Source organism: Stenotrophomonas sp. GD03819 (assembly GCF_029841665.1).
GTDB classification, from domain to species: Bacteria; Pseudomonadota; Gammaproteobacteria; order Xanthomonadales; family Xanthomonadaceae; genus Stenotrophomonas; species Stenotrophomonas geniculata.
In genome coordinates, this window is the sequence record NZ_JAOCEW010000003.1 from 1 (window position 1) to 12,245 (window position 12,245).

A 12,245-nucleotide genomic window follows, 5' to 3' on the forward strand; every position below is an offset into this window, starting at 1 on the left:
GCATCAGGCGAAGCTATCGGTGGCGCGTACCAGCGCATCCACGTTCTCGGCCTCGAACGCCGAGTGGCCCGAGGCCGGGGTGATGTCCAGCTTCGCCTTCGGCCACACCTTGGTCAGGTCCCAGGCGTTGGCCAGCGGGCAGACCACGTCGTAGCGCCCGTGCACGATCACTCCCGGGATGTCGGCAATGCGGTGTGCGTCGCGCAGCAGCTGGTCTTCCACCTCGAAGAAGCCGCCGTTGACGAAGTAGTGGTTCTCGATGCGGGCAAACGCCAGGGCGAAATGTGGGTCTTCGTGGCTGTTGATGAAGTCATCATCGACATGCAGGAAGCTGGTCGCGCCTTCCCACACCGCCCACGCCTTGGCCGCTTCCAGGCGGGTGGTTTCGTCGTCGCTGGTCAGGCGGCGGTGGAAGGCCGAGATCAGGTCATGACGCTCCACCGACGGAATCGGCTTCAGATAGTGCTCCCATGCATCCGGGAACAGGCGGTTGGCGCCTTCCTGGTAGAACCATTCCAGCTCCCAGCGACGCAGCATGAAGATGCCACGCAGGACCAGTTCGGTCACGCGCTGCGGGTGGGTTTCGGCATAGGCCAGGGCCAGGGTCGAACCCCAGCTGCCACCGAACACCTGCCAGCGATCGACCTTGAGGTGTTCGCGCAGCTTCTCGATATCGGCAACGAGGTCCCAGGTGGTGTTGTCCACCAGGTCCGCGTGCGGGGTGGAACGGCCGGCACCGCGCTGGTCGAACAGGATGATGCGGTACTTGGACGGGTCGTGGAACTGGCGCATCTTGTCGCTGCAGCCGCCGCCCGGGCCACCGTGCAGCATCACCACCGGCTTGCCGTCCGGGTTGCCGCACTGTTCGAAGTACAGGGTGTGGCGATCGTCGACCTTCAGGGTGCCGACGTCGTAGGGGGTGATGGCGGGGTACAGCGTACGCATGCGTGCAGCTCCAGGGTGATGCCCTGCCGGGGCAGGAGAACCTCCATTCTAGGCCGGACGCCGGCCCAGGGTGATGCGGTCGCGCTGCTCCAGGTCCTGCACGGTCTGCACCTCGGTAAAACCCTCCGCGTCGAACAACGCGCGGATCGCCTCGCCCTGGTCCCAACCGTGCTCGATCAGCAGCCAACCATCAGGCAGCAGGTGGGCCTGGCCACCGTCGACGATGCGGCGGATGTCATCCAGGCCATCCGGACCCGAGGCCAGCGCGGTGGCCGGTTCGAAGCGCAGGTCACCCTGTTCCAGGTGCGGGTCGTCGCTGGCGATGTACGGTGGGTTGCTGGCAATCAGGTCGAAACGCGCGCCCTGCAGCGGCGCATACCAGTCGTGCCCGCCCTCGGCGAAGCGCACGTTGCGCAGTTCATGGCGCGCGGCGTTGCGCTTGGCCACGGCCAGCGCGCCCGGGCTGGCATCGGTGGCCAGCACCTGCGCCTGCGGCCGCTCGCTGGCCAGCGCCAAGGCGATCGCACCGCTGCCGGTGCCGAGGTCGGCCACCTGCAGGTCGCGATTGGCCGGCAGGCGCTCGAGCGCCAGTTCCACCAGCAGCTCGGTTTCCGGGCGCGGAATCAGCGTGGCCGGGTCGACCTCCAGGTCCAGCGTCCAGAAACCGCGGCGGCCGGTCAGGTAGGCCACCGGCTCACCGGCCACGCGGCGGGCCAGCAGTGCTTCGAAGGTGGCCTGATCGGTGGACGGAAGCGGGTCGGTGGCGTGCGCGAACAACCAGCTGCGCGGGCGCTCCAGTACGTGCAGCAGCAGCAGTTCGGCCTCGTGGCGGGCGTCGATGCCGCCCAGGCGGGCGCTGGCCTCGGCCACGATCTGGCGCAGGGTGGGTTCGGTTTTGACAGACATGCCGCAATTGTAGAGCCGAGCCCATGCTCGGCTGCTTCTGGGACAGCCGAGCGTGGGCTCGGCTCTACAGATCCGCAACCGAGCGTAGGCTCGGCTCTACAACAGCGGAATCCGTTCAGGTTCTGGCGAACGGAATAAGGACGGGCTATCGGCCGCATTCACCTGCCGGGAAAGATTTTCCTTGTCATACAGGCAGTTGCAGGATGGGAGCAGCAAGGTTCAGTGCCGGCTCATGGCCATTTGATAGACTCCATCTATCGAATAGATGCAATCAATGGATTGTTCTTATCGCCAGCGAGTCGGTAACCTAGCTCCTGTCGATTCACCCACTCCCCTTCACCAGAGGAAAAACGATGTCCCTGATCAACACCCAGATCCAGCCGTTCGAAGCCAACGCTTACCACAATGGCGAGTTCATCAAGGTTTCCGACGCCAGCCTGAAGGGCCAGTGGTCCGTCCTTATCTTCATGCCGGCCGCCTTCACCTTCAACTGCCCGACCGAGATCGAGGACGCGGCTGACCATTACGCCGAGTTCAAGAAGGCCGGCGCCGAGGTCTACATCGTCACCACCGACACCCACTTCTCGCACAAGGTGTGGCACGAAACCTCGCCGGCCGTCGGCAAGGCCCAGTTCCCGCTGGTCGGCGACCCGACCCACCAGCTGACCAATGCCTTCGGCGTGCACATTCCGGAAGAAGGCCTGGCCCTGCGCGGCACCTTCATCATCAACCCGGAAGGCGTGATCAAGACCTTGGAGATCCACTCCAACGAGATCGCCCGTGACGTGTCCGAGACCCTGCGCAAGCTGAAGGCTGCCCAGTTCACCGCCGCCAACCCGAACCAGGTCTGCCCGGCCAAGTGGAAGGAAGGCGAGAAGACCCTGACCCCGTCGCTGGACCTGGTCGGCAAGATCTAACGCAGTACCGGCCTGCCGTGGCCCCACGCCACGGCGCGCCTTTCATCCCCGTGCCGGTCCCCCCGCCGGCGTGGGGGTGAACCCAAGACAGCCAACGCGCGCCAGCCTTGGCCAGCCAGCCCCTTCCACGGTCGCTGTCTTGGGTTCACCCCTACCCCCTGCTGGTCCGCTACCTTCTACAGCGGTGCCACGCCCCCTGTTTGCCTGAAGCCAGGAGATGACCCGATGTTGGACGCCAACCTGCAGTCGCAGCTGAAGACCTATCTGGAGCGCGTGACCCGCCCGATCCAGATCACCGCGCACGCCGACGACGGCGCCAAGTCGCAGGAAATGCTGGAACTGCTGCAGACCCTGGAAAGCCTGTCGGACAAGATCTCGCTGCAGGTGCTGCGTGACGGCCAGGGCCGCGTGCCCTCGTTCGGCCTGGGCACGCCGGGCCAGGATATCCACCTGACCTTCGCCGGCCTGCCGATGGGCCACGAGTTCACCTCGCTGGTGCTGGCCCTGCTGCAGGTGGGCGGCCACCCGTCCAAGGCCACCGCCGAGCTGATCGAGCAGGTGCAGAACCTGGAAGGCGAGTACCGGTTCGAAACCTACTTCTCGCTGTCCTGCCAGAACTGCCCGGACGTGGTGCAGGCGCTGAACCTGGCGGCGGTGCTCAACCCGCGCATCCAGCACGTGGCCATCGACGGTGCCCTGTTCCAGGACGAAGTCGAGAAGCGCGAGATCATGTCGGTGCCGACCGTGTACCTCAACGGTGAAGTGTTCGACCAGGGCCGCATGACCCTCGAGCAGATCGTGGCCAAGCTGGACACCAATGCCAGCAAGCGCGATGCCGAGAAGATCGCCGCCAAGGACGCCTTCGACGTGCTGGTGGTGGGCGGAGGCCCGGCTGGTGCGGCAGCAGCGATCTACGCCGCACGCAAGGGCATCCGCACCGGCATCGCCGCCGAGCGTTTCGGTGGCCAGGTGCTGGACACCATGGCGATCGAGAACTTCATTTCGGTGAAGGAGACCGAAGGCCCGAAGCTGGCCACGGCGCTGGAACAGCACGTGCGCGAGTACGAGGTGGACATCATGAACCTGCAGCGCGCCAGCGCGCTGGTGCCGGCCGGTGAAGACGGCCTGGTGCAGGTGCAGCTGGAGAACGGCGCGGTGCTGAAGTCGCGTTCGGTGATCCTGTCCACCGGCGCACGCTGGCGGCAGATGAACGTGCCGGGCGAGGACCAGTACCGCAACAAGGGCGTGGCCTACTGCCCGCATTGCGATGGCCCGCTGTTCAAGGGCAAGCGCGTGGCGGTGATCGGCGGCGGCAACTCCGGCGTGGAAGCGGCCATCGACCTGGCCGGCATCGTGTCGCATGTGACCCTGCTGGAATTCGATTCCAGCCTGCGCGCCGATGAAGTACTGCAGAAGAAGCTGCGCAGCCTGGCCAACGTCACCGTGCTGACCAGCGCGCAGACCACCGAGGTGCTGGGCGACGGCAGCCGTGTCACCGGCCTGGTCTACAAGGACCGCGTCGGCGGCGACGCCCACCGCGTCGAGCTGGAAGGTATCTTCGTGCAGATCGGCCTGCTGCCCAACACCGAGTGGCTGAAGGACACCGTGGCGCTGTCGCCGCGTGGCGAGGTCGTCATCGACGACCGTGGCCAGACCAACCTGCCGGGTGTGTTCGCTGCTGGCGATTGCACGACGGTACCCTACAAGCAGATCATCATCGCCATGGGCGCCGGTTCGACCGCCGCACTGAGCGCGTTCGACCACCTGATCCGCTCGTCGGTGAGCAGCAGCAGCGGTGCCGTTGCTGAAGCTGCCTGATCCACCGTTCCCAGATCACCGGGAACATTGTCTGCCTGTCGGGTAACCACGCCGTCAGCCGGTCCGTTACCCCTGGGGTGTAAGGATGAACCTACGTGATCTGAAGTACCTGGTAGCCCTGGCCGACCACAAGCATTTCGGCCGGGCTGCCGCCTCCTGCTTCGTCAGCCAGCCCACGCTGTCCACGCAGATCCGCAAGCTGGAAGAAGAGCTGGGCCTGCCGCTGGTGGAACGCGCACCGCGCAAGGTGATGCTGACCCCGGCCGGCCAGGAAGCTGCCGCGCGGGCGCGGGTGATCGTGTCCGAAGTGGAACAGCTGAAGGAAGCGGCGCGACGCAGCCGCGATCCGGAAGCCGGTACGGTGCGCCTGGGGATCTTCCCGACCCTGGGCCCGTACCTGCTGCCGCATGTGATCCCGCGCATCCGCGAGCGCTTCCCCGAACTGGAACTGCTGCTGGTCGAAGAAAAGAGCGACGTGCTGCTGGACCGCCTGCGCGAGGGCAAGCTGGACGCCGCACTGCTGGCGCTGCCGGTGATCGATGACCAGCTGCACGCCGAATTCCTGTTCGAGGAGCCGTTCCTGCTGGCTGTTTCCGGGCGCCACCCGCTGGCCCGTCGCGAACACCTGGACGTGCAGGAACTGGCCACGCAGAAGCTGCTGCTGCTGGAAGACGGGCATTGCCTGCGCGACCAGGCACTGGAAGTCTGCCGCCTGTTCGGTGCCAACGAGAAGTCCGAGTTCCGCGCCACCAGCCTGGAGACGCTGCGGCAGATGGTTGCCGCCGACGTCGGCATCACTCTGCTGCCGAGCCTGTCGGTGCAACCGCCGGTCCCGCGCTCGAACAACATCCGCCTGCTCGATTTCACCGGCGAAGGCCGTCCCAGCCGCCGCATCGCCATGATCTGGCGCCGCAGCTCGGCCATGAACGACTTCCTGATGGAGCTGGCCGACCAGTTCAAGCGCCTGCCGCAGGCGCTGTTCACCCTGGAGGCGGTCAACACCGCCGGCGACACTGCCGCCCTGCCCGGCCCCGCGCTGAACGGCTGAGCCCCCGCAGTACCGGCCTGGAATCGACAGGAGTCGATTCCGGCCGCATTTGTCCCCACAATACAGACAGGCGGCGCCAGCAGGTGCCGCCTTTTGCATGGCTTTCAACCAAGGAGCTTCACCATGAGTACCGCCAGCGGCCTGCCGCCGTCGATCACCGTTTCCACCTTCGACATGGACCGCCTGGACGCCATGCTCGAATCCCCTGCGCTGAGCCAGACGCCTGCCGCGCTCGCGCTTGCTGAAGAACTCAACCGTGCCACCGTGCTGGCACCGGACCAGATTCCCGAAGGCATCGTCATGATGCATTCGCGCGTGGAGTGCGAAGATGAAGTCTCGGGCGAGAAGCACGTCCTGACCCTGGTCTTCCCCCGCGAAGCCAACGTCGATGAAGGCAAGGTTTCCGTGCTGGCCCCGGTCGGCAGCGCCCTGCTCGGCCTTTCGATCGGCCAGAGCATCGACTGGAACGCGCCCGGCGGCCGCAAGCTGCGCCTGCGCGTGACCGCGGTCCACAACGACCGCCCCTGATTACCGCTGCGCACCGCGCGCGATTCGATCCCCCTGCACCAGGAGCCGTAATGAGTACCCCGTCCAAACTGTCCCAGCTGCGCGAACTGTCCGTGGTCGTTGCCGATACCGGTGACTACGACGCCATCAAGCGCCTGCAGCCGGTGGACTGCACCACCAACCCGACCCTGGTGAAGAAGGCGCTGGACCTGCCGGTCTACGCCGAGCTGATCGAACGCGAACTGGCCTGGGGCCGCCAGCAGAGTGGCGACCGCGAAGCCGTGGTGCATGCCGTGGCCGACCGCCTGACCATCGGCGTCGGCGCGCTGCTGAGCACGCTGGTGCCGGGCCGCGTGTCCACCGAAGTGGATGCCGACCAGGCTTACGACACCGCCGCCACCGTGGCCAAGGCCCGCCAGTTCATCCAGATGTACGCTGATGCAGGCGTGCCGCGCGAGAAGATCCTGATCAAGATCGCCGCGACCTGGGAAGGCGTGGAAGCCGCGCGCATCCTGCAGGCCGAGGGTATCGACTGCAACCTGACCCTGATCTTCAACCCGACCCAGGCACTGGCCTGCAGCGAAGCCGGCGCGTTCCTGATCTCGCCGTTCGTCGGCCGCATCCTCGATTGGTACGTGGCCAACGGCCAGACCCCGGCCAGCATCGACGAAGACCCGGGCGTGAAGTTCGTGCGTGGCGTGTATGCCGAATTCAAGCGTCGCGGTTCGTCGACGGTGGTGATGGGTGCCTCGTTCCGTTCGACCGCGCAGATCGAAGCACTGGCCGGCTGCGACCGCCTGACGATTTCGCCGGACCTGCTGGAGAAGCTGGACGCCGACCACGGCGAGCTGCCGCGCAAGCTGGTGGCCGGTGCCGCCGACGGCGTGGCGGTGACCCCGATCGATGCAGCGAAGTTCGCGGCGGATCTGGCGGCCGATCCGATGGCGACCGAGAAGCTGGCAACCGGTATCGAGGCGTTTGCCAAGGATCTGGAAGCACTGCGCGAGCGGATCCGCGCGGCACTGTGATTCCGGCCAACGGCTGAGCCCCTCGTGGCGGGTCGGTTGGTCGCGAAGAGCCGATCATGCGGTTGGCAGGGTGGGTAGGCCGTGCAGGGGACGCTGCAAGTACGTCCCTGTAAGCTCGGTCGCCGCATCCATGCGGCTCACGCCCCTGCACGGCCTACCCACCCTGCCTTCGACAGTTTCCTGCGGCCGCCCGCCACGGAAGAAGGAAAGAAGAGCAACAGCGGGTCGCGCGCTCCGCTTGCTCGGAGCCGAGCATGGCTCGGCTCTACAAGGGCAATGCAGAACCAAACAAAAAGGACGCGGCGAACGCCGCGTCCTTTTTGTTTTCCATCAGTTCGTCAGTAACCCAATGCTCTTTCCCACCGTCACCGGGAAACTGTCGGGGGTGGGGCGGTGTGGGTTGGCAGGACCGTTGGCGCCATGGGCCCGAGGCATGCCTCGGGCGGGTTGGGCAGGACGCCCAACCCCGGTCTTGCCGTGTGCGCAGGACCGCGCACACGAGCAAGGCGCCATCGAGCCCCCAAGGACGGGTTTACGGCGTGTCCTGCCAACCCACACCGCCCCACCCAACAAGCAGCAACCCAGAGCCGCTTTGGCTTTGGCTTTCAGCCGTTGACGTTGCCCGCCGCGGGCGGACCACCGCGCGTCAGCGCGGCGCCTCCACATCCAACCCGATCGGGCAGCTCACGCCGGTGCCACCAATCCCGCAGTAACCGTTCGGGTTCTTCGCCAGGTACTGCTGGTGGTAATCCTCGGCGTAGTAATACTCAGGCGCCGGATACACGATCTCGGTGGTGATCGGGCCGTAGCCAGCCGCGTCCAGCTGCGCCTGGTAGGCCTCGCGGCTGGCCAGCGCTGCCTTGTACTGCGCCTCGTCGGTGACGTGGATCGCCGAGCGGTACTGGGTGCCGGTGTCGTTGCCCTGGCGCATGCCCTGGGTCGGGTCGTGGCTCTCCCAGAACAGCTGAAGCAGCCGCTCCAGGCTCACCACCGCCGGGTCGAACACCACCTGCACCACTTCGGTGTGGCCGGTCAGGCCCGAGCAGACCTCTTCATAGGTCGGGTTCGGGGTAATGCCGCCGGCATAGCCGACCGAGGTGCTGTACACGCCCGGTTCGGTCCAGAACTTGCGCTCGGCGCCCCAGAAGCAGCCCAGCGCGAAACGGATCTGCTGCAGGCCGGCGAAACGGTCCTTCAGCGGATGGCTGTTCACGAAGTGCTGGTTGCTGTGCAGCGGCAGCGGTTGGTCACGCCCCGGCAGTGCTTCTTCCGGGCGCGGCAGGCGCTGCTTGAAGGCGCCGATGCCGAGGATGCCCTGGCCAATTCCCAACATGATGCGCTCCTACGCCGGAAGTCCGGCTATGTCGTCTGCATCTGAGATGGGGGCGTCCGGCGCGTGGCCCAAGTCCAGCGCCGCCACGATGTCCTCGGCCTGCGGCCGCGCCGCGTCGGGGATGCCCACCCGCAGCACGCCGAACAGCGGCAGCTCGCCCATGCCACCCAGCAGCGACTCGCCGAACACGAAGGCCGGGATGCCGGCATCTTCCAGCGCGTGCTTGACCAGGTGGGCGTCGAACAGGTTGTCGGCCTTGTACACGATGTGCATGCGGCGGCTCCATGGGACATGGGTCCAGCATACGCCCGGGGGCTGAATGGTGGTGGTGACGGCGCGTGACCATTCCGCCGGCCAGCCCTACCGGGCAGCCCTGCCCCGTACGCGCTAGACTGTTGGTCTTTCTGCCTTTCTTTTCGCCGACTCATGTCCGAGCACACCCCCGCCAGCCCCGAGACCCCCGCCGACAGCCACGAAAAGCGCGATTTCATCCGCCAGATCGTGCGCGAGGACCTGGCCAGCGGAAAGCACCAGGCGATCAAGACCCGCTTCCCGCCAGAGCCGAACGGCTACCTGCACATCGGCCACGCCAAGTCGATCTGCCTGAACTTCGGCATCGCCGGTGAATTCAGCGGCGTCTGCAACCTGCGTTTCGACGACACCAACCCGGCCAAGGAAGATCCGGAATACGTGGCCGCGATCCAGGACGACGTGCGCTGGCTGGGCTTCAGCTGGAACGAGCTGCGCCACGCCTCGGACTACTTCCAGACTTATTACCTGGCCGCCGAGAAGCTGATCGAACAGGGCAAGGCCTATGTCTGCGACCTGTCGGCCGAGGAAGTGCGCGCTTACCGCGGCACCCTGACCGAGCCGGGCCGCCCGTCGCCGTGGCGCGACCGCAGCGTCGAGGAAAACCTCGACCTGTTCCGCCGCATGCGGGCCGGTGAATTCCCGGATGGCGCGCGTACCCTGCGCGCCAAGATCGACATGGCCAGCGGCAACATCAACCTGCGCGATCCGGCGCTGTACCGCATCAAGCACGTCGAGCACCAGAACACCGGCAACGCGTGGCCGATCTACCCGATGTACGACTTCGCCCATGCGCTGGGTGATTCGATCGAGGGCATCACCCACTCGTTGTGCACGCTGGAATTCGAAGACCACCGCCCGCTGTACGACTGGTGCGTGGACAACGTCGATTTCGCCCATGACGATGCGCTGACCCAACCGCTGGTCGACGCCGGCCTGCCGCGCGAAGCAGCCAAGCCGCGCCAGATCGAGTTCTCGCGCCTGAACATCAACTACACGGTGATGAGCAAGCGCAAGCTGATGGCGCTGGTCACCGAACAGCTGGTGGACGGCTGGGAAGACCCGCGCATGCCGACCCTGCAGGGCCTGCGTCGCCGTGGCTATACCCCTGCGGCGATGCGCCTGTTCGCCGAACGCGTGGGCATCAGCAAGCAGAACTCGCTGATCGACTTCAGCGTGCTGGAAGGCGCGCTGCGCGAAGACCTGGACAGTGCCGCGCCGCGCCGCATGGCGGTGATCGATCCGGTCAAGCTGGTGCTGACCAACCTGCCGGAAGGCCACGAAGAACAGCTGACCTTCAGCAACCACCCGAAGGACGAGAGCTTCGGCAGCCGCGAAGTACCGTTCGCACGCGAAGTGTGGATCGACCGCGAGGACTTCGCCGAAGTACCGCCGAAGGGCTGGAAGCGCCTGGTGCCGGGTGGCGAAGTGCGCCTGCGCGGCGCCGGCATCATCCGCTGCGATGAAGTGATCAAGGATGCCGACGGCACCATCACCGAGCTGCGCGGCTGGCTGGATCCGGAATCGCGTCCGGGCATGGAAGGCGCCAACCGCAAGGTCAAGGGCACCATCCATTGGGTCAGCGCCGTGCACGGTGTGCTGGCCGAGATCCGCCTGTATGACCGCCTGTTCTCGGTGGCCAATCCGGACGACGAATCGGAAGGCAAGACCTACCGCGACTACCTCAACCCGGAATCGCGCCGCACCGTCACCGGCTATGTCGAGCCGGCCGCGGCCAGCGCCGCGCCGGAGCAGTCGTTCCAGTTCGAGCGTACCGGCTACTTCGTGGCCGACCGCCGCGACCACACCGAGGCCAAGCCGGTGTTCAACCGCAGCGTGACCCTGCGCGACACCTGGTCGGCCTGAGGACCTGCGCGGGCGCCGGGAAGGCGCCCGCACGAACCCTACGATGATCACCGCACTTTCCGCCCTGCTCTGGTTCATCTCGCAGCATCCGCTGCTGACGTTCTTTTCGGCGATGGTGCTGGCCGGGCTGGTCTCGTGGTGGCGGCGCTTTCCGGGCTACGCCATCGTGGTGTTCCCGCTGGCGATGCTCAACATCATCCTCGGCCACTTTCTCAACGCCGCCTTCCTCAACGTGGTGGGCGAGCGCGGTGAAGCGGTGATCGTGAAGTCCGAGCGGACCAGCTCGACGATGAACGAGCAGTACATCTGGCGCTACGAAGCGGTACTGCGCACTGCCGAAGGCCGCGATGTGGAAGTGGTGTTCCACACCAACACCGCCTCGCTGTGGCCGCTGGAGAACGCGATCCGCATCCCGGCGCCCGACCAGCCATTCGTGGTGAAGTACACGCCGGGTTTCCCGCGCAACTTCGTCATCCTCACCAACGAATCCCCGCACGGCATCGCCCAGGCCCGTGCCACTGCGCGCGAACGCGTGGAGGTGGCGGCACGCAAGCTGCACTTCAGCCCGGGCAATGCCGGTTTCCGCGCGGACTATCGCCGCGAGCTGGAAACCTGGCTGCGCGACCACGGCAACGATCCGCAGCAGCAGCCCGACGCGCTGCGATATCGCGCCGAACTCGACGCGCTCGACCGCTAGATCCCCAGGCCCTGCCTGGATGTTTCACCCCATCCACCCACAGGCCTGACATGACCACGACCTCCGCCGCCCTCCTCCCGCTGCTGCAGCAGGTCCTGCAGGACGCCGGCATCGCCAGTCGCGTCGACGGCGGCGCGCTGCTGCTGGACAGCGGCCTGCGCCTGACACCGCATGCGATGGCGGCACACGCGCGCGACAACGGCGGCTGGCAGACCTCCACGGTCATCGAGATCGAGCACCCCGTGCTGTTCGCCGATGGCCTGTTCGAGTACCAGCACGCCAACGGTGCCGATGAGCAGGCGTCGCTGCTGTCCGGCTTCCAGACCTGGGTGCGGGTGGATCTGGCGACCCTGCAGACCGCGATCGGCGCCGAAGATGCACAGGGCCTGCCGATGCTGGGCCTGACCTATCCGGCCAGCGACGACGGCGAGGAACACGAACGCACCGTGGTGCTGGGGCCGTTGGCGCACTACCGCGCGCAGGAGGTGGATGCCTCCACCTGCAGCGAGGACGACCACGGTTCCTGCCCCTGCTGTCTGTTCACCAAGAGCATGGACGCCTTCGACGACCTGCTGAAGGCGCGCCAGTTCCTTGCCATCCGCCTGTTCGCCTCGCGCGATGCCGATGGCCTGTGCGAGGCCGATTGCCGGGTCAACGGCCACGACTTCGCCGGCGCCCTTCCCCTGCTGCGCGCCTACGCGGCCAGCTGGCCGCCGGCCGGGCTGGAATTCCGCAAGCAGTACGTGGTGATCCGTACCGGTTCACCGGGCTGATCCGCCGCCACACCCGATACAGGCCGGTGCAGCTACACTGCGCGCCGGTTTCCCAAGCAACCGCACTTTCTTCCATCCCACTACGAGGCACCCTCGCG

The 12,245-nt window shown here is 66.4% G+C and carries 12 protein-coding genes; 8 read left to right on the top strand and 4 right to left on the bottom strand.

Going from position 1 to position 12,245, the window contains the following annotated elements:
* Positions 1-3: 3 nt before the first annotated feature.
* A complete protein-coding gene (gene pip, locus N5D45_RS02360) occupies positions 4-945 on the bottom strand; it encodes a prolyl aminopeptidase (RefSeq protein WP_054171061.1) in 942 nt (313 codons plus the stop codon).
* 48 nt (positions 946-993) lie between these two features.
* Positions 994-1,851, bottom strand: a complete 858-nt coding sequence (gene prmC / locus N5D45_RS02365) for a peptide chain release factor N(5)-glutamine methyltransferase (RefSeq protein ID WP_279938415.1) — start codon at positions 1,849-1,851, stop codon at positions 994-996.
* Between the two features lie 353 nt (positions 1,852-2,204).
* On the opposite strand from prmC, the gene ahpC reads away from it, so the two are divergent.
* From ahpC to N5D45_RS02390, 5 genes are all read left to right on the top strand, one after another.
* Entirely contained in the window at positions 2,205-2,768 is a 564-nt protein-coding gene (gene ahpC / locus N5D45_RS02370) for an alkyl hydroperoxide reductase subunit C (protein WP_005408159.1), read from the top strand.
* Between the two features lie 225 nt (positions 2,769-2,993).
* Positions 2,994-4,586 carry an alkyl hydroperoxide reductase subunit F gene (gene ahpF / locus N5D45_RS02375; RefSeq protein ID WP_279938416.1) on the top strand — a complete coding sequence of 531 codons (1,593 nt, stop codon included), beginning with the start codon at positions 2,994-2,996 and terminating at the stop codon, positions 4,584-4,586.
* Positions 4,587-4,671: 85 nt separating this feature from the next.
* Positions 4,672-5,634, top strand: coding sequence for a LysR substrate-binding domain-containing protein (locus tag N5D45_RS02380; RefSeq protein WP_043398116.1), 963 nt, complete (start codon positions 4,672-4,674; stop codon positions 5,632-5,634).
* A 123-nt stretch (positions 5,635-5,757) separates the two neighbouring features.
* Positions 5,758-6,162, top strand: coding sequence for a nucleoside diphosphate kinase regulator (gene rnk / locus N5D45_RS02385; RefSeq protein ID WP_005408156.1), 405 nt, complete (start codon positions 5,758-5,760; stop codon positions 6,160-6,162).
* A gap of 50 nt (positions 6,163-6,212) precedes the next feature.
* The gene (locus tag N5D45_RS02390; protein ID WP_010481808.1) at positions 6,213-7,169 is read left to right on the top strand and encodes a transaldolase; all 957 of its coding nucleotides are present in this window, start codon (positions 6,213-6,215) and stop codon (positions 7,167-7,169) included.
* Positions 7,170-7,815: 646 nt separating this feature from the next.
* Here N5D45_RS02390 and msrA read toward each other — a convergent pair.
* Both msrA and N5D45_RS02400 read right to left on the bottom strand, forming a co-directional pair.
* Positions 7,816-8,481, bottom strand: a complete 666-nt coding sequence (gene msrA, locus N5D45_RS02395) for a peptide-methionine (S)-S-oxide reductase MsrA (protein WP_197657310.1) — start codon at positions 8,479-8,481, stop codon at positions 7,816-7,818.
* Positions 8,482-8,511: 30 nt separating this feature from the next.
* Positions 8,512-8,775: a DUF2007 domain-containing protein gene (locus tag N5D45_RS02400; protein ID WP_010481810.1), complete on the bottom strand. Its 264-nt coding sequence runs from the start codon at positions 8,773-8,775 to the stop codon at positions 8,512-8,514.
* Between the two features lie 153 nt (positions 8,776-8,928).
* Between N5D45_RS02400 and N5D45_RS02405 the strand changes: the two genes are divergently transcribed.
* The 3 genes from N5D45_RS02405 to N5D45_RS02415 are packed head-to-tail and all read left to right on the top strand — an operon-like array spanning position 8,929 to position 12,147.
* Complete coding sequence (locus tag N5D45_RS02405) at positions 8,929-10,677, top strand: glutamine--tRNA ligase/YqeY domain fusion protein (protein WP_197657306.1); 1,749 nt, start codon at positions 8,929-8,931, stop codon at positions 10,675-10,677.
* A 43-nt stretch (positions 10,678-10,720) separates the two neighbouring features.
* A complete protein-coding gene (locus tag N5D45_RS02410) occupies positions 10,721-11,374 on the top strand; it encodes a hypothetical protein (RefSeq protein WP_279938417.1) in 654 nt (217 codons plus the stop codon).
* A 50-nt stretch (positions 11,375-11,424) separates the two neighbouring features.
* Positions 11,425-12,147: a DUF6348 family protein gene (locus tag N5D45_RS02415; protein WP_057503663.1), complete on the top strand. Its 723-nt coding sequence runs from the start codon at positions 11,425-11,427 to the stop codon at positions 12,145-12,147.
* Positions 12,148-12,245: the final 98 nt, after the last annotated feature.